General features: G+C 41.9%; 34 protein-coding genes and 2 tRNA genes. 34 read left to right on the top strand and 2 right to left on the bottom strand.

What is annotated here, in order from left to right:
• Positions 1–227: 227 nt before the first annotated feature.
• On the bottom strand, positions 228–896 hold the full coding sequence (locus tag B4C08_RS01900; protein WP_296662318.1) for a DUF4143 domain-containing protein: 669 nt from the start codon (positions 894–896) through the stop codon (positions 228–230).
• Between the two features lie 39 nt (positions 897–935).
• Positions 936–1,505 (bottom strand): ATP-binding protein, encoded by a 570-nt coding sequence (locus B4C08_RS01895; protein ID WP_296662317.1) that lies wholly within the window; start codon positions 1,503–1,505, stop codon positions 936–938.
• 459 nt (positions 1,506–1,964) lie between these two features.
• Here B4C08_RS01895 and B4C08_RS01890 point away from each other — a divergent pair, with 459 nt between their 5' ends.
• The 34 genes from B4C08_RS01890 (at position 1,965) to rpsH (ending at position 26,812) form a co-directional block, all read left to right on the top strand.
• The gene (locus B4C08_RS01890) at positions 1,965–2,195 is read left to right on the top strand and encodes a hypothetical protein (RefSeq protein ID WP_296662315.1); all 231 of its coding nucleotides are present in this window, start codon (positions 1,965–1,967) and stop codon (positions 2,193–2,195) included.
• Positions 2,134–3,210, top strand: a complete 1,077-nt coding sequence (locus B4C08_RS01885; protein WP_296662314.1) for a formylglycine-generating enzyme family protein — start codon at positions 2,134–2,136, stop codon at positions 3,208–3,210. Before B4C08_RS01890 ends, B4C08_RS01885 begins: the two co-directional genes overlap by 62 nt.
• Before the next feature lie 60 nt (positions 3,211–3,270).
• Entirely contained in the window at positions 3,271–3,777 is a 507-nt protein-coding gene (locus tag B4C08_RS01880; protein WP_296662313.1) for a hypothetical protein, read from the top strand.
• A gap of 36 nt (positions 3,778–3,813) precedes the next feature.
• Positions 3,814–4,677, top strand: coding sequence for a serine O-acetyltransferase EpsC (gene epsC, locus B4C08_RS01875; protein ID WP_296662311.1), 864 nt, complete (start codon positions 3,814–3,816; stop codon positions 4,675–4,677).
• Between the two features lie 286 nt (positions 4,678–4,963).
• Positions 4,964–5,036: transfer RNA gene (locus tag B4C08_RS01870), tRNA-Thr, on the top strand.
• Positions 5,037–5,067: 31 nt separating this feature from the next.
• Positions 5,068–5,244 carry a 50S ribosomal protein L33 gene (gene rpmG, locus B4C08_RS01865; RefSeq protein WP_177528792.1) on the top strand — a complete coding sequence of 59 codons (177 nt, stop codon included), beginning with the start codon at positions 5,068–5,070 and terminating at the stop codon, positions 5,242–5,244.
• Between the two features lie 37 nt (positions 5,245–5,281).
• A tRNA-Trp gene (locus B4C08_RS01860) sits at positions 5,282–5,354 on the top strand.
• A gap of 26 nt (positions 5,355–5,380) precedes the next feature.
• Positions 5,381–5,560, top strand: a complete 180-nt coding sequence (gene secE / locus B4C08_RS01855) for a preprotein translocase subunit SecE (protein WP_295795647.1) — start codon at positions 5,381–5,383, stop codon at positions 5,558–5,560.
• 9 nt (positions 5,561–5,569) lie between these two features.
• On the top strand, positions 5,570–6,127 hold the full coding sequence (nusG, locus tag B4C08_RS01850; RefSeq protein WP_296662308.1) for a transcription termination/antitermination protein NusG: 558 nt from the start codon (positions 5,570–5,572) through the stop codon (positions 6,125–6,127).
• Positions 6,128–6,323: 196 nt separating this feature from the next.
• Positions 6,324–6,758 carry a 50S ribosomal protein L11 gene (gene rplK / locus B4C08_RS01845; RefSeq protein ID WP_013702578.1) on the top strand — a complete coding sequence of 145 codons (435 nt, stop codon included), beginning with the start codon at positions 6,324–6,326 and terminating at the stop codon, positions 6,756–6,758.
• On the top strand, positions 6,758–7,435 hold the full coding sequence (gene rplA, locus B4C08_RS01840) for a 50S ribosomal protein L1 (RefSeq protein ID WP_294014553.1): 678 nt from the start codon (positions 6,758–6,760) through the stop codon (positions 7,433–7,435). The genes rplK and rplA overlap by 1 nt, the downstream gene beginning before the upstream one ends.
• Positions 7,435–8,031 carry a 50S ribosomal protein L10 gene (gene rplJ / locus B4C08_RS01835; RefSeq protein WP_273353404.1) on the top strand — a complete coding sequence of 199 codons (597 nt, stop codon included), beginning with the start codon at positions 7,435–7,437 and terminating at the stop codon, positions 8,029–8,031. Before rplA ends, rplJ begins: the two co-directional genes overlap by 1 nt.
• 166 nt (positions 8,032–8,197) lie before the next feature.
• Positions 8,198–8,572 (top strand): 50S ribosomal protein L7/L12, encoded by a 375-nt coding sequence (gene rplL / locus B4C08_RS01830; RefSeq protein WP_013702575.1) that lies wholly within the window; start codon positions 8,198–8,200, stop codon positions 8,570–8,572.
• Positions 8,573–8,812: 240 nt separating this feature from the next.
• Entirely contained in the window at positions 8,813–12,370 is a 3,558-nt protein-coding gene (gene rpoB, locus B4C08_RS01825) for a DNA-directed RNA polymerase subunit beta (RefSeq protein ID WP_296662305.1), read from the top strand.
• Positions 12,363–16,847, top strand: coding sequence for a DNA-directed RNA polymerase subunit beta' (gene rpoC, locus B4C08_RS01820; RefSeq protein WP_296662303.1), 4,485 nt, complete (start codon positions 12,363–12,365; stop codon positions 16,845–16,847). The genes rpoB and rpoC overlap by 8 nt, the downstream gene beginning before the upstream one ends.
• Positions 16,848–16,995: 148 nt before the next feature.
• Positions 16,996–17,370 carry a 30S ribosomal protein S12 gene (gene rpsL, locus B4C08_RS01815; RefSeq protein WP_013702572.1) on the top strand — a complete coding sequence of 125 codons (375 nt, stop codon included), beginning with the start codon at positions 16,996–16,998 and terminating at the stop codon, positions 17,368–17,370.
• 15 nt (positions 17,371–17,385) lie between these two features.
• Complete coding sequence (rpsG, locus tag B4C08_RS01810; RefSeq protein ID WP_277299596.1) at positions 17,386–17,856, top strand: 30S ribosomal protein S7; 471 nt, start codon at positions 17,386–17,388, stop codon at positions 17,854–17,856.
• A gap of 659 nt (positions 17,857–18,515) precedes the next feature.
• On the top strand, positions 18,516–19,703 hold the full coding sequence (gene tuf / locus B4C08_RS01805; RefSeq protein ID WP_013702570.1) for an elongation factor Tu: 1,188 nt from the start codon (positions 18,516–18,518) through the stop codon (positions 19,701–19,703).
• A 48-nt stretch (positions 19,704–19,751) separates the two neighbouring features.
• The gene (gene rpsJ / locus B4C08_RS01800; RefSeq protein ID WP_013702569.1) at positions 19,752–20,060 is read left to right on the top strand and encodes a 30S ribosomal protein S10; all 309 of its coding nucleotides are present in this window, start codon (positions 19,752–19,754) and stop codon (positions 20,058–20,060) included.
• An 81-nt stretch (positions 20,061–20,141) separates the two neighbouring features.
• Entirely contained in the window at positions 20,142–20,762 is a 621-nt protein-coding gene (gene rplC / locus B4C08_RS01795) for a 50S ribosomal protein L3 (RefSeq protein WP_013702568.1), read from the top strand.
• Between the two features lie 14 nt (positions 20,763–20,776).
• Entirely contained in the window at positions 20,777–21,415 is a 639-nt protein-coding gene (gene rplD / locus B4C08_RS01790; protein ID WP_277078684.1) for a 50S ribosomal protein L4, read from the top strand.
• Positions 21,415–21,699: a 50S ribosomal protein L23 gene (locus B4C08_RS01785; protein ID WP_013702566.1), complete on the top strand. Its 285-nt coding sequence runs from the start codon at positions 21,415–21,417 to the stop codon at positions 21,697–21,699. Before rplD ends, B4C08_RS01785 begins: the two co-directional genes overlap by 1 nt.
• 29 nt (positions 21,700–21,728) lie before the next feature.
• Positions 21,729–22,553, top strand: coding sequence for a 50S ribosomal protein L2 (rplB, locus tag B4C08_RS01780; protein WP_013702565.1), 825 nt, complete (start codon positions 21,729–21,731; stop codon positions 22,551–22,553).
• Between the two features lie 14 nt (positions 22,554–22,567).
• On the top strand, positions 22,568–22,852 hold the full coding sequence (gene rpsS, locus B4C08_RS01775) for a 30S ribosomal protein S19 (protein WP_013702564.1): 285 nt from the start codon (positions 22,568–22,570) through the stop codon (positions 22,850–22,852).
• A 14-nt stretch (positions 22,853–22,866) separates the two neighbouring features.
• Entirely contained in the window at positions 22,867–23,223 is a 357-nt protein-coding gene (gene rplV / locus B4C08_RS01770; protein WP_013702563.1) for a 50S ribosomal protein L22, read from the top strand.
• Between the two features lies 1 nt (position 23,224).
• A complete protein-coding gene (gene rpsC / locus B4C08_RS01765; RefSeq protein ID WP_013702562.1) occupies positions 23,225–23,977 on the top strand; it encodes a 30S ribosomal protein S3 in 753 nt (250 codons plus the stop codon).
• The gene (gene rplP, locus B4C08_RS01760; protein WP_013702561.1) at positions 23,970–24,386 is read left to right on the top strand and encodes a 50S ribosomal protein L16; all 417 of its coding nucleotides are present in this window, start codon (positions 23,970–23,972) and stop codon (positions 24,384–24,386) included. Before rpsC ends, rplP begins: the two co-directional genes overlap by 8 nt.
• Before the next feature lie 10 nt (positions 24,387–24,396).
• Positions 24,397–24,639 carry a 50S ribosomal protein L29 gene (rpmC, locus tag B4C08_RS01755; protein ID WP_013702560.1) on the top strand — a complete coding sequence of 81 codons (243 nt, stop codon included), beginning with the start codon at positions 24,397–24,399 and terminating at the stop codon, positions 24,637–24,639.
• 10 nt (positions 24,640–24,649) lie between these two features.
• Entirely contained in the window at positions 24,650–24,922 is a 273-nt protein-coding gene (rpsQ, locus tag B4C08_RS01750) for a 30S ribosomal protein S17 (RefSeq protein ID WP_013702559.1), read from the top strand.
• Between the two features lie 15 nt (positions 24,923–24,937).
• On the top strand, positions 24,938–25,306 hold the full coding sequence (gene rplN, locus B4C08_RS01745) for a 50S ribosomal protein L14 (protein WP_294014536.1): 369 nt from the start codon (positions 24,938–24,940) through the stop codon (positions 25,304–25,306).
• A gap of 14 nt (positions 25,307–25,320) precedes the next feature.
• Complete coding sequence (gene rplX, locus B4C08_RS01740) at positions 25,321–25,644, top strand: 50S ribosomal protein L24 (protein WP_013702557.1); 324 nt, start codon at positions 25,321–25,323, stop codon at positions 25,642–25,644.
• Positions 25,644–26,195 carry a 50S ribosomal protein L5 gene (gene rplE, locus B4C08_RS01735; protein ID WP_013702556.1) on the top strand — a complete coding sequence of 184 codons (552 nt, stop codon included), beginning with the start codon at positions 25,644–25,646 and terminating at the stop codon, positions 26,193–26,195. Before rplX ends, rplE begins: the two co-directional genes overlap by 1 nt.
• Before the next feature lie 11 nt (positions 26,196–26,206).
• Positions 26,207–26,392: a type Z 30S ribosomal protein S14 gene (locus B4C08_RS01730; RefSeq protein WP_294014533.1), complete on the top strand. Its 186-nt coding sequence runs from the start codon at positions 26,207–26,209 to the stop codon at positions 26,390–26,392.
• An 18-nt stretch (positions 26,393–26,410) separates the two neighbouring features.
• Entirely contained in the window at positions 26,411–26,812 is a 402-nt protein-coding gene (gene rpsH, locus B4C08_RS01725) for a 30S ribosomal protein S8 (RefSeq protein WP_295795674.1), read from the top strand.
• Positions 26,813–26,816: the final 4 nt, after the last annotated feature.

Here is a 26,816-nt window from a genome sequence, read left to right as displayed (position 1 = left end):
TCTTGGATTGTGTTTATTTTCAATTTCGAGTTTTGTAAATTTACTGTCATTATCGGGCTTGACCCTGTGACGTTTCTGAAAGAAACTCGGTTGATAATCCGTTGAAAATTTTCAGTAGATTGCTAACCGAGTTTGCTATGAAAATATCGCGGTATCAAGCGCGGCAAGGACAACCTCGTTAGCATTGAAAATGACAAAAAAGATACTTTTGGCGTCATCCACTTTTTTTAGTTCTTCAGACATCCAATAGGAACAACAAGAATTCCATCTTCTCTTCTGTAAGCATAAGTTCCTGCTCCAACCAACACCATTAAAAATGATGGTTCTTTCATTTTAGAAACATCAATCTTATCTTGTAGTTTTAACAAATTTGCTGCACCTTCATTAATTAAATCATCTCCGCCAAGTTTGATTTCTATTAAACCATAAGAACCGTTTCTCAAATGAACTACAGTATCACATTCAAGATTGGTGTTGTCTCTGTAATGATATACTGAGCCGTCTAAGCTTTCTGCAAAGATTCTTAAATCCCTTACACACATAGTTTCAAAGAAAAGTCCAAAAGTCTTTAAATCATTTATCAAATCTTCTGGTCCAATGCCAAGGCTTGCAGTGGCGATTGAAGAATCAACATAATATCTTGTATCAGATGTCCTTATGGCAGACTTTGATCTTAAATTTGGATTCCAAGCAGGCATGTCTTCAACAACAAAAATTTTTTTCAATGCTTCTATATAAGAATGAACAGTGTCCTCGTTTACAGTTTCAACTTCGTTTACTGCTATGTCCTGAGCAATGACTGTGCTTGCGGCTTGGCTTCCCTGATTTCTGGCATAAGATTTCATAATCCTTTTAACACGCTCAGAATTTTTATTTACTCCATCGGCTCTGTTAATATCTGATTTAACAACTGCATCATAATAATCAAAAGCCTGTTATAAAGCCGCTTCTGATTTCAGTCCTATAGCCTGCGGCCATCCTCCTCTGCAAACAAGATAGGCAAGCTTGTCTATGTCATCGAGGCTATTTTCACCATCAATATTTAAGTTTCCGTCAAATAATGATTTCAAGCTTACTTCACCAGTTGATTCTCCTGATTCATAAAGGCTCATAGGTCTCATGTTAAGCCAGGTAAAACGGCCTGTACCTGAATGTGTAATTTCTTTTGTGTCAGGAGGAACGGCGGAACCTGTCAAAATAAATTGTCCCATTTTTCCTCTCTGATCTATTTCATATCGAACCGTATCCCAAAGAGTCGGAGCAATCTGCCATTCATCAACAAGCCTAGGCGTATCACCTTTTAATAGCCTTTGAGGATTTAATTTTGAAAGACGAAGATTCTGATCCTTTTCCAATGGGTTGTCCATTCTGAGAATACTTTTGGCCTGCTGCAATGCTGTTGTTGTTTTGCCGCACCATTTTGGTCCTTCTATGAGAACGGCACCTTTTGCTTCGAGTTTTTTTGCCAAAATTTCATCTACAATTCTTGGTTTGTAATCATTCATAAATTAATTATATCTTATATTCGGCGAATTATAAAGTTTTTTCTCGGCATATTGTTTTGCTATTTTTCGGCGTTTTATAATGTTTTTCTATGGCGAATTGTTGTTTTTTTAGAAATTTAGGATTTTAGTATGAAATTTCTTCCTCAAAGTATTATTTTACATTCAGCCAATAAGCTATTTACCTAGGGTAAATAATATATTTACCTGTGGTAAATAGACTATTTTCCTAAGGTAAATAACGTATTTACTCAAGGAAAATTCTTAATAAATTTTCACCAAAAAGTTGTTTTTTGGAATTTATTCATTATAATGTAAAATAGGTTCCTGAAAAATTAGTTATAACAGAGATTCCCACATCAAGTGTGGGAATGACATGGAAATTCAAGTACGACAATGACAGAGAGATGAAAGTTGTCATTATCGGGCTTGACCCGATAATCTAAAAATTGGAGGTCTTTTATGAAGAAATTTATTGTTCCGGCTTTATTTGCGTTTTTATTTGTGGCTGCGTCCTGCATGAACATGAGCGGCGGCTCTGAAAAGGGAGGCTCAATCCGTGTGGCTTTGCCGGGCGGACGCTATGTTTACAACAAAGAAAATGCCGACAAGTTTGTTGTGCGTGTAACAAATGAAGTTTATTCTGAAACGAAAGATTCTGTGGGGGGGGGTAATAGAGTTCACAGAACTTGAAGCCGGCGAATATACCGTTGAAGCGGAAGCGAGAGATTCTGCGAACAATGATGAGCTTATCGCATCTGGAAGCAAAGATATAAAAGTTGAAGCGGATAAAACCACAGAATGCCCTTTTACCCTTATAATTTCCAACTGCTTTGTCGCCGAAGACGGAAGCATAGTTATAAACAAAACTAAGCTTGAAAAGACAGCCCTTGCAACAGTAATTGATGCCGCCACAACAATTACAGGAAGCGGAAGCGCAGGCGTTTTTATTGACGGTCGCACAGTAACTTTAAACCCATACAGCATAGGCAAGTACGAAGTAACGCAGGAACTTTATGAGGCTGTAATGGGAGAAAATCCGAGCAAACAACAAGGAGACTCTTATCCTCCTGAAGACGGTGAAACTCAAGAACTGCGCCCAGTTGAAGGTATATATTGGTATCATGCAATTTTGTTCTGCAATAAACTTTCTATATTAATGGGACTTGATAAATGCTATGAAATTCAGTCGAATGGCAGTGAAATTGACTATGACAATATTGACCTTAGTAATATTAAGGCAGTTGCTCCAAACTGGCAAATTTCGTATAAACTAGAAAATAACGGCTATCGTTTGCCTACAGAAGCAGAGTGGGAATTTGCAGCCCGTGGCGGAAAACAAGATGGAAGCAACTGGAATTACACTTATGTTGGCAGTAAAGATATAGATAAAGTTGCTTGGTATAATTATGATGATAATAGAGCGACTAAGAAAAGCCATGAGGTTGGGCTAAAAAAATCCAATAGCCTTGGACTTTATGATATGAGCGGAAACTGCTGGGAGTTTTGTTCTGATAGATCAAACAATATTTCTGAAATGGAAGTAACAGATCCTGTTGAAAGCGGAACAGGATGCATACGTAGAGGTGGAAGTGTTTTTGATACAGACTCTAAAAATATTTTTAGTCGCTCTTACCAATCTGAAAATGAGCTAACACAGTTTCTTTACAAAGATAACGGTTTCCGCCTTGCGCGTACTATAAAATAAAAAAAAACACGCCGTGTTTTTTTAATTATAAAAGTAAAACAAAAAGGAGATTGTTGTACCATGCTTGAACTTAATTCGTATGTTTCGTTAAACGGCAAGAATTACCGGCTTGAAAAACTTTTGGGCAAAGGCAAGGGTGGATATTCGTATCTTGCTTCTTGTGGCGGAGCTCTTTTTGTGCTTAAGCAGATTCACCACGAGCCTTGCAGCTACTATCAGTTTGGCAACAAGATAATGGCAGAACTCAACGATTATGAGCGTCTAAAGAATGCCGGCATAAGAATTCCGCTTATGATTGCGCATGATGTTAACAATGAGCGCATTTTAAAGGAGTATATTGACGGTTCTACAATAGAGCAGCTCGCCAAGAAAAAACTTGTAAAGCCTGAATACATAGCTCAGGTGGAAGAAATGTGCCGCAAACTTTATCCTCTTCACCTTAATATCGACTATTATCCCACAAATTTTATTGTACAGAACGGACTTTTGTATTACATTGACTATGAGTGCAATGAATATTCCGATGAATGGAATTTTGAAAACTGGGGCAAAAAATACTGGAGCTAGCCAGTTTGATTGCGGAAAATTAAAAAGCGAGGTCTTATGAGCGCGACAATTGACAATGCCGTAGAAAAAATACTTGAATCTTACCAAAAGTACGGAGGAATCAACCTTGATGAAGCCATGAAGTTTCCGAACAGGGAAAACGTCATAACGGTTCTAAAGGATATTCAGTGCTTGATTTTTCCGGGCTACAGGGTTGCAGAGGAAATTGATTCGCTTACGTTGAGATTTGTTACAGGCGAGCGCGTAAACCGCATAGTTTCAATGCTTACCCGCGAGATAAAAAAAGCCCTTTCTTTTGTTGTCCAGAACGACAAAGTTGAACTTTCACATTGCTTTAATCTTGCGGAAAAAGTCTCTCTTGCTCTTATTGAAGAAATTCCAGAAATCCGCAGAAAAATCGGACTCGATGTTCAGGCTGCAAATGCTGGAGACCCGGCTGCAAAATCTAGCGAGGAAGTAATAGTTTCGTATCCTTGCCTTGAAGCGATTTCCGTTTATAGAATTGCCCATTTTCTTTCAGAAAGCGGAGTTCCTGTTATTCCGCGCATAATGAGTGAGTACGCGCACAGCCACACTGGAATTGATATAAATCCGGGTGCAAAAATCGGCGAAAGTTTTTTTATTGACCATGGAACTGGCGTTGTAATTGGCGAAAGCTGCATTATTGGCGACAATGTGAAAATTTACCAAGGCGTTACATTGGGCGCTTTGAGTGTAAAAAAAGAGCTGATGAACAAAAAACGCCATCCAACAATAGAAGACAATGTTACGATTTATGCCAATGCCACGATTTTAGGCGGAAATACTGTAATTGGTGAAGGCTGTGTCATAGGCGGAAACACTTGGATTACAAAGTCTGTTCCTCCGCATACAACTTTTACACAGGAATGCCGCTCGTAATCAGTTTTTTTGTGTCATAGAAAATCCAATAAGTTTAAAATGTCATTGTCGGGCTTGACCCTGCGACGTTTCTGAAAGAAACTCGGTTGATAATCTGTTAAAAAATTACAGTGGATTCTCGTATCGTAGCGCGAGAATGACAAAGAAATAAAAATTCGATATTCAACCTATTGTTCTAAAAATATTATTTGAATTTCAACAAATTCAAGAATCTCTTATTGACATATTTTTTCTATTAAGTTATATTTCCAAAACATACCATTTTTCAAGGGAATATTATCCCTATGCTCTTGTAGCTCAGTCGGTAGAGCACATCGTTGGTAACGATGAGGTCAGCGGTCCGATTCCGCTCGGGAGCTATAAGATTAGAAAAACAGAGGAGCAAATATTATGGCAAGCAAGAAAAAGTCAGCCGTAGAAATCATTGCATTGCAGTGCACAGAATGCAAGCGCAAAAATTACACAACATACAAAAACCGCAAGAATATCACTGGCAAGCTTGAAAAGAACAAGTACTGCCCGTTCTGCCGCAAAGAAATCCTTCACAAGGAAACAAAAGCTAAATAAAATATATGCCTTCTTTTAGGGAGGCTGTATATATTTTAGGTCAGTAGCTCAGTTGGTAGAGTCCCGGTCTCCAAAACCGGTTGTCGCGGGTTCGAGTCCTGCCTGGCCTGTTAATTTACAAAAGACGAGGATGAAAATGAAAAAGATTTTTCAGTTTTTTAAAGAATGTGCCGGAGAGCTTAGAAAAGTAACTTGGCCTACACGCACCGACGTTCTTTCTTCTACAAAAGTTGTTTTCATCTCTACAATTATTGTTGCATTGATTCTTGGTCTTCTTGACTGGCTGTTTACAGAAGGCCTTCGCCTCGTATTCTAGGGGAATCAAATGGCAAGAAGCTGGTATATTCTTCAGACTTATTCAGGCTACGAGCAGAAAATTCAAAGAACATTGGCAACTATGCTCACAGAGCAGAAACTTGATTCAAATGTTGTTTTTCAAGTAAAAGTTCCAATGGAAGAAGTTGTTGAAATTTCAAATGGAAAAAAACACGTCCGCAACAACTTGATTCTTCCTGGCTACATTATGATTGAAATGGATCTTCCGCAGATTGGATGGAAGAACACCTGCTCTTTAATTCGCCGCGTTCAGGGTGTAACAGGTTTTGTTGGTGTTAAGCCTTCTGAAAAACCGCGTCCAATTTCCACAGAAGAAGCAAAAAATATCTTGCAGATGGCTGGCGAGCTTAAAGGTGAAAAACAGGTTCGCATTAAGCAGAATTTTGAAGTCGGCGAGACTGTAAAAATCACAGAAGGTCCTTTTGCAACTTTCAGCGGAGCTATCGAAGACATAAATACAGAAAAGAACAAGCTTCGTGTTAATGTTCAGATTTTTGGAAGAGCAACTCCTGTTGAAGTTGATGTTCTTCAAGTTGAAAAAATATAAGCTGCTCTTTTCAGTTAAGCAGTTTTATGCCAGTTTTAAGCAGCATTTTTAAAGCTGGCTCTGATGTTTGATAGAATTTTGCATTCGCAATGAATGCTTTTTTCTTAATTTGGGAGAAGTGCAAGTCCGTTGGACATAGGCATTTCGCTAGGGGTCAGAAAATCTGATGCCCACCACCAATGTAAGGAGATACATTATGGCCACAAAGAAGGTTACAGCTGTTATTAAACTTCAGTGCCCTGCCGGCGCTGCTACACCAGCTCCACCTATTGGACCGGCTCTTGGACCTCACGGAGTTTCTGCGCCTAAGTTCGTTCAGGAATTCAATGACCGCACAAAGAGCATGGAAAAGGGACTTATTATCCCTGTAGTCATCACTGTCTATCAGGACAAATCTTACACATTTATTCTCAAGACTCCTCCTGCAGCTGTTCTTATTAAGAAGGCTGTTGGAATCCAGAAAGGCTCTGGAAACCCGCTTCGTAACAAGGTTGGAAAACTTTCAAAGGCGTCTCTTGAAGAAATTGCAAAACAGAAACTTCCTGATCTTAATGCAAACGACATTGAGGCTGCTAAGAAAATCATCGCTGGTACTGCTCGCAGTATGGGCGTAGAAGTGGAGGCTGAATAATGAAGCACGGAAAGAAATACCGCGAATCATTGAAGAAATATGATCCGGCAAAGGCTTATGGAATTTCAGAAGCTTGCCAGCTTGTAAAAGATCTTCACTATGTAAAGTTCGATGAAACAGTTGAGCTTTCAGTTTCCCTTAAACTGGAAAAAAACCAGACTGTACGCGATACTCTTGTATTCCCGCATCAGTTTACTGCTGAAAAACGCGTTCTTGTTTTCTGTAAAGATGACCGTGTAAAAGAAGCTCTTGATGCAGGTGCAACTTATGCAGGTACAGAGTACATTGAGAAAGTAAAGGGCGGCTGGCTTGATTTTGATGTTGCTGTTGCTACTCCAGACATGATGAAAGACGTTGGTCGTCTTGGTATGGTTTTGGGACGCAAAGGTCTTATGCCTAACCCTAAGACAGGAACTGTAACACCAAACATTGCGCAGGCTGTCGCTGAACTTAAAAAAGGACGTACAGAATTCCGCGCAGACAAGACTGGTGTTGTTCATATTCCTGTTGGAAAAGTTTCTATGGATTCAAAAGACACAGCTGAAAACGTAAAAGTTTTCCTCACAGAACTTGAGCGCAAAAAGCCAGCTGATGCAAAAATTGGATTTGTACGTTCTGTTTCAATCAGTTCTTCAATGGGACCTGGCGTTTGGATTGACTTTAAGGAGGCAGAATAATGGCTATTTTGGCAAAAAAGATTCAGCCTAGCAAAGCACAGGCTATTGAAGAAGCAAAGAAAGTTCTTAGTGAATATAAAGATTTTATCTTTGTTGAATACAGAGGACTTACTGTTGAGCAGATTTCAAAGCTCCGCCATTCTTTGCGCGAAAAGAATTCACAGTTCAAGGTTATCAAGAATAACTTTGCGCGTGTAGCTTTTGACGAAATGAAGAATGATGCAGTTGCTCAGTATCTTTCTGGACCAACGGCTATTGCCATGATCAAGGAAGAGGCTAATGAATCTGCAAAAGTTTTGTTTGACTTTGCAAAAGAAGCTCCAGCTCTCGTTGTAAAAGGCGCATGGGTAGAAGACGAGCTTTATGATGCTGCAAAAATCGAGGCGTTTGCAAAACTCCCTGGAAAGAAACAGCTTATCGCAATGCTTATGTCTGCAATCAATGGACCTGCAAGAAAACTTGCCGGAACATTGCAAGCATATGTTGAAAAACTGGAAAAAGAAGGTCCGGCTTCTGCAGCTCCAAAAGCGGAAGAGGCAGCTCCTGCGGCAGAGGCTCCAGCAGCCGAAGCGGCTCCAGCTCCAGCAGCTGAGTAAATTCAGTAGGGCAAATGCTTTTTGCGATGCCCAGAGCGGAATTTTTCCCTGCGGTCAGGCTTCATAGCTGTCGACTGTCCGCAGACAAACCGATGCAGGGTTTAGAAACAGTTTGTTTTTATCTGCACGGAAATTACTAATCATATTTGATTACGGAGAAGACAATATGGCAGCTCTTACAAATGATGAAATTCTTGAAGCAATTGCAAACATGACAGTTCAGCAGGCAGCTGATCTCGTAAAAGCAATGGAAGAAAAATTCGGTGTTTCTGCAGCAGCACCTGTAGCAGTAGCAGCAGGTCCAGCAGCGGCAGCTGAAGAAGAGCAGACAGAATTTACTGTTACTCTTGAATCTATTGATCCAGCAAAGAAGATGGATGTTATTAAGGCTGTTAAGGCTGCAACAGGTCTTGGTCTTAAAGAAGCAATGGCAATCGTTACTGGTGCTCCACAGGTTGTTAAAGAGGGAGTATCTAAGGCTGATGCTGACAAGCTTATCGCAGACATCACTGCTGCTGGTGGAAAAGTTAGCAAGAAATAATCTGGCAGATGCTTGATTGTTTTTCTTCAAGATATTTATAAAACTTGAACTCTAGCTTCAGGGAAAGGTTTTCCTTTTCCTGAGGCTTTTGTTGTCAAAAGAGCCTGCAGGTTGGCTTGAAAATAAAAACAAATCTGCCGGGACAGAGATTTCCGATAGGGCGCTTTTTCTCGTGCTGAGCAAAGTCTTTGCTTGTAGCGGTTTGGGCGTACCAGTTCATAACCCCTAAAGAGGTATTTGATGTTCGCAAAGAGCAAGAAAATTGTTCGCCAGTACATAGGAAAAGACATCCAGGATTTCATGGAGCTTCCTAATCTTATCGACATTCAGCTTTCTTCCTATGAAGAATTCATTCAAAAAGACAGAATTGAAAAAGGTGAGCCGCTTTTAAATCAAGGACTTCAGGAAGTTTTCACTTCAACTTTCCCTATTGAAAGTCCGGCTGGTGATATGTCGCTTGAATATGAATTTTATGAGCTTGACTACGATGGCATGAAATTCACTGAACAGGAATGCAAGAAAAAAGGTGTTTCTTATGCAGTTCCTTTAAAAGCCCGCATCAATCTTAATTTTAAAGAAACTGGAGCTATTCTCCAAAAAGATATTTACATGGGCGATGTTCCTCTTATGACAGACAGGGGAACTTTCGTTATCAATGGAGCAGAACGCGTTGTTGTAAGCCAGATTCACCGTTCGCCTGGAGTTATTTTTCAGCGCGACAAGGGCGTTTTGTCTAGCCGCATAATTCCTTACCGCGGTTCTTGGCTTGAATTTGAAATCGACCAGAAAAAAGAACTTATTTACGCAAAAATTGACCGCAAGAAAAAAATCTTGGGAACAATTTTTCTCCGCGCGCTTGGATATTCGACACGTGAAGAAATTATAAATTGCTTCTATGTTACGGAAGATGTAAAAATTCCTTCAGATGCAGAAAAACGTGACGAGCTTTCAGGAAGAGTTCTTGGAAAACCAGTAATCATAAAAGATGAAGAAACCGGTGAAGAAAAAAAGTTGTTCCGAGCAGGAGACAAGCTTCATCCGCATGATATTGATGACCTTGTTGCAAACGGAATCAAGGAAATAAATGTAATAAAGTTCAACATGAAAAAACGCCCTGACGACAAAGAGGAAAAAAATCCCTCTTTGGACAGCGAAATGATTGTGAACTGCTTTGAGCGTGAAGAAATTGTATTCTCCAAGGAAGGTTCTTCTACAGCGGATGAGCCTACAAAGGAAGAGTGCCTTTCAAAAGTTTACGCTGTATTGATGCCGGGCGAGCCGATTACTGTTGAGGCTGCAGAACGCGACCTTACAACTATGTTCTTTAGTGTCCGCCGCTACGACTTGGGACGTGTTGGACGCTACAAGCTTAATAAAAAATTTGACTATAAAGAGCCAGTTGAAGATGTAACTCTTACAAAGGAAGACATCATCAACACAATGAAGCATCTTATAGAAGTTTACATTGGCGATGAACCTCTCGATGATATTGACCACTTGGGACGCCGCCGTGTTCGTTCTGTTGGCGAGCTTCTTACAAACCAGTTCAAGACAGCTTTTGCACGCATGGAGCGTATTGCAAAGGACCGCATGAACTTAAAGGAAACAGAAACTCTTAAGCCAGGCGACTTGATTTCTATAAAGCCGATCATTTCTTCTATCCGTGAGTTTTTTGGTTCAAGCCAGCTTTCTCAGTTCATGGATCAGTGTAATCCGCTTGCAGAACTTACTCATAAACGCCGTCTTAACGCATTGGGACCGGGCGGTCTTTCACGTGACAGAGCAGGCTTTGAAGTTCGCGACGTTCACTATACTCATTATGGACGAATGTGTCCTATTGAAACTCCTGAAGGTCCGAATATCGGTCTTATTGTTTCTCTTGCTATTTTTACCCGCGTAAATGAATATGGATTCCTTGAAGAGCCTTACCGCAAAGTTGTAAATGGAAAGGCGACTAATGAAGTTGAATATCTTGATCCAATGGATGAAGATAAATACTATGTTGGTCAGGTTACAGAAGGAATGAAGGCTGACGGTTCGTTCCCTACAGACTTGGTTTCTTGCCGCCACCGTGGAGATTACACAAGCCGTTCTCCAAAAGACATTCAGTATATGGACGTTTCACCGCGCCAGGTAATTTCTGTTTCAGCTTCTCTTGTTCCGTTCCTTGAGCATGACGATGCTAACCGCGCGTTGATGGGTTGTAACATGCAGCGTCAGGCTGTTCCGCTTTTGTTCCCGGAGCCTCCTCATGTTGGTACTGGAATGGAGCAGAAGACAGCTTACGATTCTGGAGTTCTTACAAAAGCCCGCCGTGCTGGAACTGTAAAATGGGTTGAAAGCGATCTTATTAAAATTAAGCCGGATGGAGTCAAAGGCGATGTATTTGATGAATATCCGTTGCTCAAATATCAGAAGACAAACAGCGATACTGTAAATCATCAGCGTCCTACAGTTCAGGTTGGCGAGCACGTTGAAGTTGGCGGAGTCATCGCAGACGGTCCTGCTACTTTCAACGGCGAGCTTGCATTGGGACGCAATATTCTTGTTGGATTTGTTCCGTGGAATGGATACAACTACGAGGATGCTGTTTTGATCAGTCAGCGCGTTGTAAAAGAGGATATGTATACTTCTGTTCATATCCACGAGTTCCAGACTGAAATCCGCGAAACAAAACTTGGACCAGAGCGCATTACACGCGACATTCCAAACACTTCAGAAAAGATTCTTGACAATCTCGACTCTGAAGGAATTGTCCGCATCGGCGCAAAAGTCCGCTCCGGAGATATTCTTGTTGGAAAAGTTACTCCAAAAAGCGAAACTGAAACTACACCGGAATTCAAGCTTTTGAATTCTATTTTCGGTGAAAAGGCAAAAGAAGTCCGCGACTCTTCACTTAAACTTCCTCATGGAGTTCAGGGCGTTGTAATTGACATTCAGCGTCTTAAGAGAAGTGAAGGCGATGAGCTTCAGCCTGGCGTAGATGAGCAGGTAAAAGTTATTATCGCAGACAAACGCAAGCTTGTTGTTGGTGATAAGATGGCCGGACGCCACGGAAACAAAGGTGTTGTTGCACGCATTCTTCCTGTTGAGGATATGCCTTACCTTGAGGATGGAACTCCGCTCGATGTTTGCTTGAACCCTCTTGGTGTTCCTTCGCGCATGAATATTGGACAGATTATGGAATCTGAGCTTGGAAGAGCCGGTCTTGTTTTGAATGAATGGTACAATTCGCCTGCGTTCCAGACACCTAGTCAGGAGCAGATTGCAGAAAAACTTGTTCAGGCTGGACTTTCGCCGGACTGTAAGCAGATTGTGCACGACGGATTTACAGGCGAGCCTTTCCTGAACCCAATCTTCGTTGGTGTTATATACTTTATGAAGCTTCACCACTTGGTTGACGACAAGATGCACGCTCGTTCAACAGGTCCTTATTCTCTTGTTACACAGCAGCCATTGGGAGGAAAAGCCCAGTTTGGTGGTCAGCGTCTTGGAGAAATGGAAGTTTGGGCACTTGAGGCTTATGGCGCTGCAAATACATTGCAGGAAATGATGACAATCAAATCTGATGATATGAACGGACGTTCTAAAGTTTATGAGTCGATTGTCAAGGGTGAGCCAACTGCTCCAATTGGAGTGCCGGAATCATTCAATGTTTTGGTTCAGGAACTTCGTGGACTTGCGTTGGACTTTACTATTTATGATGACAAAGGCAAGCAGATTGCCCTTACTGAACGTGATCAGGAGCTTATTGACAAAGTAGGCGCTGGTTTTGACAAGGAGAACGAAAATGCGTGATATTCAGGATTTCACAAGCCTTAAAATTAAACTTGCTTCCCCGGAAAATATCCGTTCATGGTCTTACGGTGAAGTAAAAAAGCCGGAAACTATAAATTACCGCACTCTTCGCCCGGAGAGGGACGGTCTTTTCTGCGAGCGTATCTTTGGTACAACAAAAGAATGGGAATGCTACTGCGGAAAATTCAAGTCAATCCGCTATAAAGGCGTTGTCTGCGACCGCTGTGGAGTTGAAGTTACACACTTTAAAGTCCGCCGTGAGCGCACTGGACACATTGACTTGGCGGCTCCTGTTAGCCACATTTGGTATTATCATTCAGTTCCTAGCCGCATGGGACTTTTGCTTGATTTGCAGGTGGCAGCTCTCCGCTCAATTCTTTACTATGAAAAGTACATTGTAATTGAGCCGGGCGACACGGATTTAAAGAAAAATCAGCTTTTGACAGAAGATGAATATCTTGAAGCGCAGGAACGTTATGGCGGCGCATTTACAGCAGGAATGGGAGCAGAGGCAATAAAGACTTTACTTGAAAACCTTGACCTTGACGCTCTTGCTGCTGAACTTCGTGCAAAAATGATTGAAAAAGGTCCAAAGAGCGATAAGCGTCTTTTGAAGAGAATTGAAATTGTAGAGAATTTCCGCACTTCAGAAAACAAAGCGTCTTGGATGATTTTGGATGTTATTCCGGTTATTCCGCCGGATTTGCGTCCTATGGTTCAGCTTGACGGAGGACGCTTTGCAACTTCCGACTTGAATGACCTTTATCGCCGTGTTATTAACCGCAACAACCGTTTAAAGAAGCTTCAGTCTTTGTCTGCGCCGGACATTATTATCCGCAACGAAAAACGCATGCTTCAGGAAGCGGTTGATTCATTGTTTGACAATTCTAAGCGCAAACAGCGTGTTCTAAAAGGCGCCGCAAACCGTCCGCTTAAATCAATCAGCGATATGCTTAAAGGAAAGCAGGGACGTTTCCGCCAGAATTTGCTTGGAAAACGTGTTGATTACTCTGGACGTTCTGTAATTGTTGTTGGACCTGAGCTTAAGCTTTGGCAGTGCGGTCTTCCTGAAAAAATGGCATTGGAACTTTTCAAGCCGTTTATAATGAAGAAACTTGTTGACAAGGGCGTTGTATTTAATATTAAAAAGGCTCGTTCACTTGTAGAAAGTGAATCCACAGAAGTTTTTGCAATTCTTGATGAAGTAGTCCGTGAGCATCCTGTAATGCTTAACCGTGCTCCTACTTTGCACCGTTTGGGAATTCAGGCATTTGAACCAGTCCTTGTTCCTGGAAAAGCATTGAAGCTTCATCCTTTGGCTTGTAAAGCATTTAACGCCGACTTCGATGGAGACCAGATGGCAATCCACGTGCCTCTTACTCAGGCAGCTCAAATGGAATGCTGGACACTTATGCTTTCTGCCCGCAACCTTCTTGACCCGGCAAACGGAAACACTATTGTAGCTCCTTCTCAGGACATGGTTTTGGGAATTTACTACATGACTTCTATAAAGCCGAATGCAAAGGGCACAGGAAAATTCTTCTCTAGCGCAGATGAAGTTCGTCTTGCGGCTTCTAGCGGAGCAATTGAATGGCAAGCGGAAATCAAGGTTCACAAAAATATTCTCAATAAGTGCGTAAACAACGACAAAGAGCCTGACAGCAAGTACATTCTTACATCAGCAGGCCGCATGGCTTTCAATGAGTCAATGCCGGACGAAGTTGACTTTTACAACGAGCAGCTCGGCGACAAAAAACTCAAGAAGATGATTGAAAGCGTTTACCACAACGAGCAGACAAGCGACAAGCGTATAAAGAGTCTTATTGAAGAAAAATATCAGTTTGAAACTTTTGATGCGGAAACATTGGATAAAGTTATTGAAGACGCTTCCCTCAGAAAACAGATTGATAAAATCTACAATAGAGAAACTCCGCTTGAAGAATACAAGCTCAGAAAAATTCTTCCGAGTCTTTACGCTATTGACCGTGGCTGGCTTACAATTCAGATGCTTGATGCAATCAAGGCTTGCGGATACAAAAACGCTACATTCTATGGCGCAACTCTTTCAATGGACGACATTCTTGTTCCGGAAGAAAAAGAGGCTATGGTTGCAGAAGCAAACAAGGAAGTTGAAAAAATTGTTGGACAGTGGAACAGCGGTGCTATTACAGCCGATGAACGCTACAACAAGTCTGTTACAGTTTGGGAAAACACAAACGAAAAGCTTACAAACCTCATGATGGACAACCTTGCAAAGCATAAAGACGGATTCAATACTATCTATATGATGGCTACATCCGGTGCCCGTGGTTCTAAAAAGCAGATTTCCCAGCTTGCGGCAATGCGTGGACTTATGCAGAAGCCTAACGGAGACATCATTGAGCTTCCAATCCGTGCAAACTTTAAGGAAGGACTTTCAGTTATTGAGTTCTTTATTTCAACAAACGGTGCGCGCAAAGGTTTGTCTGATACAGCTTTGAAGACTGCTGATGCCGGTTACATGACACGCCGCCTTGTAGATGTTGCCCAGGATGTTGTTGTAAATGAAGAAGACTGCGGAACAATCAACGGAATTGACTATTCTGCAATAAAGGACGGAGACACTGTTACAGTTCCTTTGGCAAAACGCATTGCAGGCCATTATACAATCGAGCGCGTAATCGACCCTGTTTCCGGCGAGCTTCTTTGCGATGTAAACCAGTATATAGATGAAAGTCTTGCTGAAAAAATTGACAAGGCTGGAGTTGAAAAAGTTAAGCTGCGCACAGTTCTCACTTGTGAAAGCAAACACGGAATTTGTGTAAAATGCTACGGAAAAGACCTTGCCCGCAACAAGATTGTTGAAATCGGTGAAGCAGTTGGAACTATTGCGGCTCAGTCAATTGGTCAGCCTGGTACACAGCTTACACTTCGTACATTCCATACCGGTGGTGCTGCGGAAGGTGGACAGAAAGATAACCACATCGCAATGAAATACGATGTTTATATCAAAAGCCTTGAAGGAACTCATGTTGTTGCAAAAAATGGCGACTGGCTCTTTACACGCCGTGGCTCAATGATTGTTACAAAGCTGTTCAAGTCCTATGCTTTTGATTCTTCCGATGAAGTTCTTGTTGAAGACGGCGCTTATGTCCGCAAGGATAATCCGATTTTGAAACACAAAGGACAGGAAGTTCTTGCTTCTGATTCTGGCCGCATTATCATAAGAGACAATGTTGTTTATCTTACAAGCAATGACCAGAAAGTTGAAATTTCCAACGGTTCGACTGTATATGCAAAATTCACAGAAGCTTCGTGCATTGCAAAAGCTGGCGAGCCTGTAGGAGAGTTCGATCCTTATAGCGAGCCGATTATTGCGGAAGTTTCTGGCTACATTCATTATGAAGACATCATTGACGGCGTAACTCTTGAAACAAAGACTGATATTCAGACTGGAGCTGTTGAACGCCGTATTTCTGATCTTCATCTTGATGTAAAGCAGCCTCGTATTATTATTACGGATGAAGATGGAAACGAGCTTGGAAGTTACCACATGCCGGTTGGAGCTATTTTGAGCAACGACATCAAGGACAAGGGAAAGGTTGAAGCTGGAACAACTCTTGCAAAAATGGCTAAAGACGCTGCAAAGGCAAACGACATTACTCTTGGTCTTCCTCGCGTTTCTGAGCTTTTCGAAGCACGCAAACCAAAGAATCCTGCTGTAATAGCAAAGATTACTGGAACTGTAAAATTTGACAAGATTGTAAAAGGAAAAAGAACAGTTATCGTTGTTGACGAATACGGAAAGGAGCACAGCCACCTTGTTCCTATGGTTAAGCGTCTCCTTGTTCGTGATGGCGATAAGGTTGAAGCCGGAGAAAAACTTTGCGATGGAGCAGTAGACGCACACGATGTTCTTTCTGTTCTTGGCGAAGACCGTCTTCAGAACTTCCTTATGGATGAAATTCAGTCTGTTTACCGCGCTCAGGGCGTAGATATTAACGATAAGCACATCGGAACTATTATCCGCCAGATGCTTAAAAAAGTCGAAATCATCAAAGTTGGCGACACAAGATTTATCTACGGTCAGCAGGTTGACAAGTACACATTCCGTGAAGAAAACGACAGAGTTGTTGCGGAAGGCGGACAGCCAGCTGTTGCGTGCCCTATGTTCCAGGGAATTACAAAAGCCGCTCTTGCTGCTGATTCATTCATTTCGGCTTGTTCGTTCCAGGAAACAACCCGTGTTCTTACAAACGCTGCAATTGCAGGTTCTGTGGATAATCTTCATGGTCTTAAGGAAAATATTATTATCGGACACAGAATTCCTGCTGGTACAGGAATCCGCCAGTACAACAATGTAAAACTTTCAGACAATTCAAGTGCTGACTTGGATGCCAAGGTGAAGGAAATTCTTGAGCAGCGTATGCTTGAAATGAAGGAAGCCGAAGAAGCTGCTGTTGTTCCGGCTATGGATTCCGCATCGGACGAGGATTAAAAATTGCCAGTCGCTAGGAAAATTCAACTTTTTCTGGCGGCTTTGGCAAAATTCCCTTGACGAAAATAGTTTGAATTCTGTAGAATTAGATACTTATTTTGTTATTCTGTCCGAGGTGCTGCTCGGCAATAATATAGGAGAATAGGCGATGCCTACAATAAACCAATTAATTCGTAAAGGACGTCAGTCTTCTGCAAAAAGAACTAAGGCCCCCGCACTTCAGTCTTGCCCGCAGAAACGCGGTGTTTGCACACGTGTTATGACAATGACTCCAAAAAAACCGAACTCGGCTCTTCGTAAGATTGCCCGTGTTCGCTTGAGCAACGGAATCGAAGTTACTGCATATATTCCAGGAATTGGACATAACTTGCAGGAACACTCAGTTGTACTTGTTCGCGGTGGACGTGTAAAGGATCTTCCTGGTGTACGCTACCACATTATCCGCGGTACAAAAGATACTCTTGGTGTTGATGGACGCAAAAGAGCCCGTTCAAAATACGGTGCTAAAAAACCAAAGGCATAATAGGAGGTTAATACTATGGGAAGACATAAGAAATCAGTTAACCGTCCGGTTATGCCAGACGAAAGATACAACAGCGTAGTTATTTCAAAATTCGTAACACGCATGATGCTTGATGGAAAAAAACAGATTTGTCAGAAAATCGTTTATGATGCTTTGGACAAATTGAAGACAAAGACTGACAAGGATCCACTTGAAGTATTCCTTAAGGCTTTGGAAAATGTAAAGCCAATGGTGGAAGTAAAAAGCCGCCGCGTTGGTGGAGCTACATATCAGGTTCCTATTGAAATTCGTGACGCACGCCGCGAAGCTCTTGGAATGAGATGGATGATTAACGCTGCCCGTTCACGCAACGGACACGGAATGGCAGAAACTCTTGCCGCTGAAATCTTTGATGCTTTCAACAACACAGGTTCTGCTTATAAGAAGAAGGAAGATACACACAAAATGGCAGAAGCAAACAAGGCTTTTGCTCATTACCGCTGGTAGTTCTTGCTTGTTCAGAACAGCCGCTTTGGTTTTCCAAGGCGGTTTTTTTATATATTTATAAAAGTGACAAAATTACGATTTTTATTGAAATTCGTCTTAAATCAGATATTTTCAATTATTTTCTAAATAAAAGTTTTTAGCCTCTTGATTTTTTTTTGAAAAAAGTATATAAATACAGAACATTTATGCCTTTATAAGGCGTATTCTGCATTTTTGCAGACAGAGTGTTTGATAGTCGGACGGACAGTTAAAACTGTCTGGTGAAAATCGTAAAACTTCCGCAGTGCGGCTGTAGAGTTTCACACCCTGAATGTGCAGAAAGTTTCGTTGAAACTTTCTATACAAATGGTTGCGTGTTCAGGCTTCTGACTGGCTGAAAGAATTGCTCCCGCAGTTTTGTTTCAGCTAAAAAAGGTTCTGAATTCCAAACCAATCGTCAGCCCGGATGATGCTAGGTGGAAAAGGCCAGCTGCTTCGAATAGATGAAACAGAATTTTTGATGTTGTCCATTCACGTATAGAATCGTCCTAGTTAAATTGGTCAAGTGTGTATGCGAAAATATTGTCTGCTTTTTAAGAGGCATATTTTCTGGCTTAAAGTGCAACACATAAAATACAACATAATGCCGCAGTAAAACACTGCAAGGCAAGGAGAAAATCATGGCAAAGGAAGAGTTCAACAGAACTAAACCTCACATGAACGTTGGTACTATCGGTCACGTTGACCATGGTAAGACTACACTTTCTGCTGCTATCACTGCTTATTGTGCAAAAAAATACGGTGATAAGCTCTTGAAGTACGATGAAATCGACAATGCGCCAGAGGAAAAGGCTCGTGGTATCACTATCAACAGCCGCCACCTTGAGTATCAGTCTGACAAGCGTCACTATGCACATATTGACTGCCCAGGACATGCTGACTACATCAAGAACATGATTACTGGTGCTGCTCAGATGGATGGAGCTATCCTCGTTGTTTCTGCTCCAGATTCAGTTATGCCACAGACAAAAGAGCACCTTCTTCTTGCTCGTCAGGTTGGCGTACCAAAGATTATTGTATTTCTTAACAAAGTTGACCTTGTTGATGATCCAGATCTTCTTATGCTCGTTGTTGATGAAGTAAAAGAAACTCTCAAAGGATACGGCTTCTCTGAGGATACACCAATTATCCAGGGATCTGCATTCAAGGCTTTGAATGAATCTGACAATCCAGAAAACACAAAATGCATTGAAGAGCTTCTTACAGCTATGGACACATGGTTTGATGATCCAGTTCGCGATGATCAGAAGCCATTCCTTATGCCAATTGAAGATATCTTCACAATCACAGGACGTGGTACTGTTGTTACTGGTCGTATCGAGCGTGGTGTTATCCACATGGGTGACGCTGTTGAAATCGTTGGTATCCGCCCAACACAGTCTTCTACTGTAACTGGAATCGAAATGTTCAACAAGACTCTTAACGAAGGTATGGCTGGTGACAATGCTGGTATTCTTCTTCGTGGTGTTGAAAAGAAAGATGTTATTCGTGGACAGGTTCTTGCTGCTCCAGGAAGCATTCACCCACACACAAAGTTCGAGGCTCAGATTTACGTTCTTTCAAAGGAAGAAGGTGGACGCCACAGCCCGTTCTTTACAGGTTATCGCCCACAGTTCTACTTCAGAACAACAGACATTACTGGTACTGTTGAGCTTGAACCAGGAACAGACATGGTAAAACCTGGCGACAATGTTAAGATTATCGGTGAACTTATTCACCCAATCGCTATGGATGAAGGTCTTAAGCTTGCTATCCGTGAAGGTGGACGCACAATCGCTTCTGGACAGGTAACAAAGATTATCGAATAGTTATTGAAGGGCAGAAGGCTTAGCTTTCTGCCCTATTTGGAGAATATCATGGCAAATGGCAAGATTCGTGTAAGACTTCGTGCTTTTGACGTAGCTCTTATCGATCAGAGCGCAAAAGACATCGTGCAGCAGGTTCAGAAGGCAGGAGCAAAGGTTTCAGGACCAATTCCGCTTCCAACAAGAATCAATAAAGTTACAGTTCTCCGTTCACCTTTCGTTAACAAGAAGTCACGTGAACAGTTTGAAATGAGAACTCACAAACGCCTTATTGACATTTTTGAACCGAGTTCAGAAGTAATGGATTCTTTGATGAAACTTGAACTTCCAGCAGGTGTTGATGTAGAAATTAAGCAGTAATCGGAATAGAATTCGGTTTCTGTAAAATAAAGGTAACGGTCCCCTTGGATCGGGGATGGCGGCCAAGTTTAGGAGATTCAGATGAAAGGTCTGATAGCAAAAAAAGTAGGAATGACACAGGTTTTCGATGAAAACGGCAATCTGACACCAGTAACCGTGATCCGCGTCGAGCCAAACACTGTTGTTGCTACAAAGACACAGGAAAAGTGCGGCTATGAAGCTGTTGTCCTTGGACTTGAGGATTTGAAGCCTCACAAGATTACAAAGCCATACGCAAAGCAGTTTCCAGAGAACATTACACCAAAGCGTCATCTTAAAGAATTCAGAGACTTTGAAGGTGAAGTTAAAGTTGGCGACCAGATTGGTGTAGAATTGTTTGAAAAGGTTCGTTTCATCGACGTAACTGCTACCTCAAAGGGTAAAGGTTTTCAGGGTGTAATGAAGAGATGGGGCTTCCACGGCGGACGTGCTACACACGGTTCAAAATTCCATCGTGAAGCTGGCGGCACTGGATGCTGTACAACTCCGGGACATTGTCTTAAAAATGTTAAGATGCCTGGCCGCATGGGGTTTGATCGCGTTACAGTACAAAACCTCAAGGTTGTGAAAGTTGACCCTGAGCTCAATGTTTTGATGGTTCGTGGTGCAGTTCCTGGTGTAAGAAACTGTACTCTTATCGTTAAGGCTGCGGTTAAGAAATAAGGTCGAGGAATAGTATGGAAAAGAAAGTCTATTCAATCGATGGCAAAGAACTCAGGACTATCAATCTTGATGACAAAATTTTCGGACTTCCAATTAACGAAGATGTTATTTACTATGCCATCACTAACGAATTAGCAAATAAACGTGTTGGAACAGCATGTACAAAAACACGTGCAGAAGTTCATGGCAGCAATGCTAAGCCTTACAAGCAGAAGGGAACTGGTAATGCACGTCGTGGTGATAAAAAATCTCCAATTACAGTTGGCGGTGGTACAATTTTTGGACCGAAACCACGTGATTACAGCTATGCAATTCCAAAGAAAGAAAAACGTCTCGCAATGAAGTCTATCTTGAGTCTTCAGGCTCAGGCAGACAGACTTACTGTTGTTGAAGATTTTACTATTGAAAGCGGAAAGACAAAGGACTTGGTAAAAATCCTTAAGAATTTTGTAAAAGACGAGCGCACTGTTATTCTCCTTAAAGATGACGATGCAAAAATCAAGCAGGCAGGAAGAAACCTTCCGAATGTTTATTTCCTCTCTTACAACCGTCTTCGTGCGCATGATCTCTTCTACGGAAGAAAAATCATCATGCTTGAAGGTGCTGCAAAAAATCTTTCTGATTTCTATGCTGAAGACAAGGAGGCAAAATAATGACATTCAATGATGTTCTTATTAAACCTGTTCTTTCTGAAAAAGCAACAGCACTCCGTGAACAGAATAAATATACTTTTATTGTTGATCCTGCAGCTACAAAGTTTCAGATTAAAGAAGCTGTACGCAAGCTTTTTAATGTAAATGTTGAAGACTGCAAAACTATCAATGTAAAAGGAAAAATCAAGCGTCTTCGCGGAAGACCTGGAAGAACTGCTGGCTACAAAAAAGCAATCGTAAAGCTTGCCGCTGGCGAAACAATCAAGGTGTTTGAAGGTGTTTAAGCCTTTGAACTGTAAGTAAGGGGAACCATATGGCTCTTAAGATATACAAGCCTTATTCAAAAGGTACACGCGGCCGTGTTGACTTGGTTCGCGAAGAATTGACAGCCGATAAACCCGAAAAGAGCTTGACTCATGGCCGCAAATCAAAAGCTGGTCGTGGCGCAGGCGGACGTATTTCTGTACGTCATCAGGGCGGCGGTCATAAAAGAAAATACCGTGAAATCGATTTTAGACGCGATAAGCATGGTATTCCTGGAACTGTAAAGACAATTGAATATGATCCATTCCGCAGTGCAAACATTGCTTTGATTGCTTATGCTGATGGTGAAAAACGCTACATCATTGCTCCAAAAGGTCTTACAGTTGGACAGAAAATTATGTCTGGTGAAAATGCAGCTCCTACTGTAGCTAATGCTCTTCCACTGGATGTTATTCCAATCGGATTCACTGTACACAATATTGAGCTTACTCTTGGCCGTGGCGGACAGCTTGTTCGTTCAGCTGGAACAGGAGCTCTTGTTGCTGCAAAAGAAGGTGATTACGTAACTATAAAGCTTCCTTCAGGAGAGCTTCGCCGTATTCACAGAAAGTGCTATGCAACAATCGGTATTGTTGGAAATGAAGACCGCATGAATACTAAGCTTGGTAAAGCTGGACGCAACAGATGGCGTGGTATTCGCCCGACTGTACGTGGTATGGCAATGAACCCTGTTGATCATCCGCTTGGTGGTGGTGAAGGCGCTGGAAAAGGACATCAGCCTGTTACTCCTTGGGGACAGCCTTGCCGTGGTTATAAAACACGCAATAAGAGAAAGACTTCTAGTCGTTTCATTATTAGTCGCCGCAAGAAGTAGGGTAGGAGTTAATCGTGTCAAGATCAGTTAAGAAAGGACCTTTTATAGAGAAATCTCTTTACAAAAAGGTTTTAGAAATGAACAAAGCATCAGCAGCTGATAAGAAAATGATTAAAACTTATTCCCGCTGCTCAACAATCATCCCTGAAATGGTAGGAAATACTATTTCAGTGCACAACGGTAAGTCATGGATTCCTGTGTACATTACAGAAAACTTGGTAGGCCACAAGCTTGGCGAGTTTGCTGCAACACGCACATTCAAGGGACATGGCGGTTCAGACAAATCAGCTGGTAAATAATAGGAGTGGATATTATGGCTGAAAAGAAAGGTTATGTAGCCACAACTAAATTTCTCATTGCATCTCCTACAAAGGTTCGTCCTGTAGCTAATGTTGTAAAGACAAAGTCTTGCTCTGAAGCTATGGCTATTCTTGATGTAATGCCGCAGAAAGGCGCTCGTCTTATCAGCGGAACATTAAAATCTGCAGTAGCGAATGCTCTCAATAAGAATAAGCAACTTGATGAAGATATGCTCTACATTAAGGAAATTCGTATTGACGAAGGTCCAAGACTTAAAAGAGTATGGTTCCGTGGACGCGGACGTGCTGATCAGCTCTTGAAGCGGATGTGTCATATCACTGTTGTAGTTGACGAAAAGGCGGGAAAATAAAGTGGGTCAGAAAGTTAATCCTATCGGTTTACGCCTTGGTGTAAACAAAACTTGGCAGTCTCGTTGGTATGCAGATTCTCGTGAATATGCAGACTTGTTCTTGGAAGATATGAAAATCCGCAAGCTTGTTGGATCTCTTCCTGAATGCAAGAACGCAGATATTGCTGAAATTGAAATTGTTCGTCATCCGCAGCGTGTTACTATTGTAATTCACACAGCACGCCCGGGTGTTATTATTGGTGTTAAAGGCGCTACTATTGAAAAAATCAGCGCAGATATTCAGAAGCAGCTGACAAAGAAAGTTCAGATTAAGATTAAGGAAATCAAACGTCCTGAAATCAACGCTTCTCTTATTGCGCAGAATGTAGGCCGTCAGCTTGCTGGCCGTGGTTCTTTCCGCAAGGCTCTCAAGCAGTCTGCTTCAAATGCTATGAAGGGCGGAGCTCAGGGTATAAAAATCCGTATCTCTGGCCGTCTTGGCGGAGCTGACATGACACGTTCAGAAGAGCTTAAGGAAGGACGCGTTCCTCTTCATACTCTTCGTGCTGACATCGATTATGGTACTTATGAAGCTCTTACTACTTATGGTAAGATCGGCATTAAAGTATGGGTCTACAACGGAATGAATTACGGACGTGAGCAGAATGAAGATGCAGGTGATATTGTAAGAAAGCCTCGTCGTGACCGCTCTAATGGCGACCGTAAGTCTGCTCGTTCCCCAAAAGCTGAGGGAGGAAAAGTAGAAAATGCTTAGTCCTAAAAGAGTTGCGCACCGCAAAGTTCAGCGTGGTCGTCCAACAGGCAATGCTACACGCACTAACTATGTTGACTTTGGTGATATAGCGCTTGTTGCAATGGAGCCGGTTTGGTTGAATGCAAAACATATTGAAGCTGCTCGTGTTGCCATTAACCGTTGCATTAACCGTCAGGGTAACCTTTGGACACGCGTTTTCCCAGACAAGCCTGTTTCAAAGAAGCCGGCTGATACTCGTATGGGAAAAGGTAAGGGCGCGCCTGAATTCTGGGCCGCTGTTATTAAACCAGGTATGATTTTATTTGAAGTTGGCGGAGTAGACAAAAAGCTTGCTGAAAAAGCAATGCATCTTGCTGCAAGCAAACTTCCAATTAAAACAAAAGTGGCATTCCGCCCAACAGTCGAGTAAGGAGTAAGAAATGGCTGATTCGAAGAAAAAAAAGGATAAAGATCTTTCTTATGATGAACTCGTTGCAAAGCGCAATGAACTTAAAAAACAGTACATGGACTTTCGCTTTCAGAGCGTAATTGGACATGTAGATAATCCAATGCAGAAGCGTACAATGCGCCATGAAATTGCGCGCCTTAATACGCTTATTCATCAGCAGGATCTGGCAAAATTCAGAGCGGCTGCTGCTGAAGCTATTGCTGCAAAAAACTAGGAGCTGACCCGTGGAAGAACAGAATGTGCAGAAAAAAGGTGCAAAACGTTCATTCGTAGGTATCGTCACTAGCGACAAGATGGATAAGACTATCGTTGTTTCTATTGATAAGAAAAAGATGGACCGCCTTTACAAAAAATATGTTACACGGACCAAGAAATGCAAGGCCCACGATGAAAAGAACGAGGCTCATATTGGAGATACAGTTCGCATCGTAGAATGCAGTCCGATCAGCAAAGAAAAATGCTGGCGTCTCGATACAATAATCGAGAGAGCCAAATAAGGCAGGAGTAAGACTATGCTTCAGATGCAATCAAAAATGGTTGTTGCCGATAACTCCGGAGCTAAATTGGTTCAGTGCATTAAGGTTTTAGGTGGCTCACACCGCCGCTATGCAGGTATTGGTGACATTGTTGTGGTAGCTGTAAAGGAAGCGATTCCTACATCTACAATTAAAGAAGGTTCAGTACAGAAGGCTGTAATTGTCCGTGTGGCAAAAGAATACCGCCGTCCAGATGGAACATATATCCGCTTTGATGACAACGCTTGCGTTCTTATCGATGCGGACAAGAATCCAAAGGGAAAACGTATTTTTGGACCTGTGGCTCGCGAGCTTCGTGATATGGACTTTATGAAGATCATATCCCTTGCTCCGGAAGTTCTCTAAGGAGCTTGGACAGTATGCAGCATAAATACAAGATCCATAAGAATGATAACGTTGAAATCATTGCTGGAAAAGACAAAGGCAAGCGCGGAACAATCGTCCGTGTATTTGAAAAGAATAACAAAGGACGTGTTATTGTAAGCGGTTGCAATATTGTAAAGAAAGCAATAAAGAGGAAGTCCCAGCAGGATGCAGGCGGAATCGCTGAAATCGAAGCACCTCTGGACATATCAAATGTAGCGCTCGTATGTAAAAAATGCGGACGCCCTGTCAGAGCAGGATATAAACTTGATGGCGACAAGAAAACTCGTGTTTGCCGCAAGTGTGGAGAAGCACTGTAATGGAAAATTACGTACCACGGCTTAAGAAAGTCTATAAGGAAAAAATCGCTCCAGAGCTCTTCAAGGAGCTCGGATACACATCCGTAATGCAGATTCCGGCAGTAAAAAAAGTTGTCGTAAGCATGGGTGTTGGCGAAGCTCTCACGAATAAGAAACTTCTTGATGCTGCAGTTACAGATCTCACTCAGATTACCGGCCAGAAAGCTGTTAAAACAAGAGCTAAGAAAAGTATTGCAAACTTCAAACTTCGTGAAGGCAATGAAGTAGGAGCAATGGTAACACTTCGTGGAAATATCATGTATGAATTCCTCGATCGTCTTATCAATGTTGCTCTTCCTCGTGTAAAGGATTTCCGCGGAATCAAAGCTACTGGTTTTGATGGACATGGAAATTTCTCTCTTGGTATTACAGAACAGATTATCTTCCCGGAAATTGATTTCGATAAAATCGTTAAGATTGCCGGTATGAACATCAGCATTGTTACAAGCGCACGCACAGACAATGAGGCCCGCGCACTGTTGACCAAGTTTGGAATGCCGTTTAGGAAATAAGGAAGAAGTTCATGGCTAAGAAATCAATGATTATCAAGGCAAGTCGTACACCAAAATATGCTACTCGTAGATATAATAGGTGTCAGATTTGCGGTCGTCCACATGGATATTTGCGTAAGTTTAAGATTTGTCGTATCTGCTTCCGCAAATTAGCAAGTGAAGGCCTTTTACCAGGCGTCACAAAATCATCTTGGTAGTGACAGGAGATTATAGAAATGGCAGCTTCAGACCCAATAGCAGATATGCTTGCAAAAGTCCAGAACGCGGCAAGAGCCGGTCATGAAAAAGTAGATGTTCCTACTTCTAAGATGAAACTGGAAATTGTAAAAATCCTTAAAACAGAAGGATATATCAAGAATTTCAAGAAAGTTCAGGATGACAACGGACACACAATTATCCGTATCTTCTTGAAATATGACGACTTCAACAAGTCAGTTATTCACGGCATGAAGAAAATTTCTACACCAGGCCGCCGTGCTTATTCTGGCTACAGAGAATTGCCTAGCGTTTACAACGGATACGGCACTTTAATCGTTTCAACATCAAGCGGTGTTACAACTGGCAAAAAGGCTTCTGAAAAGATGGTCGGCGGCGAGTTGATTTGCAAAGTATGGTAATAGG

The sequence above is a fragment of the Treponema sp. UBA753 genome (genome assembly GCF_002297325.1).
GTDB lineage: Bacteria > Spirochaetota > Spirochaetia > Treponematales > Treponemataceae > Treponema_D.
This window is presented reverse-complemented; position numbering and strand designations above follow the sequence as displayed.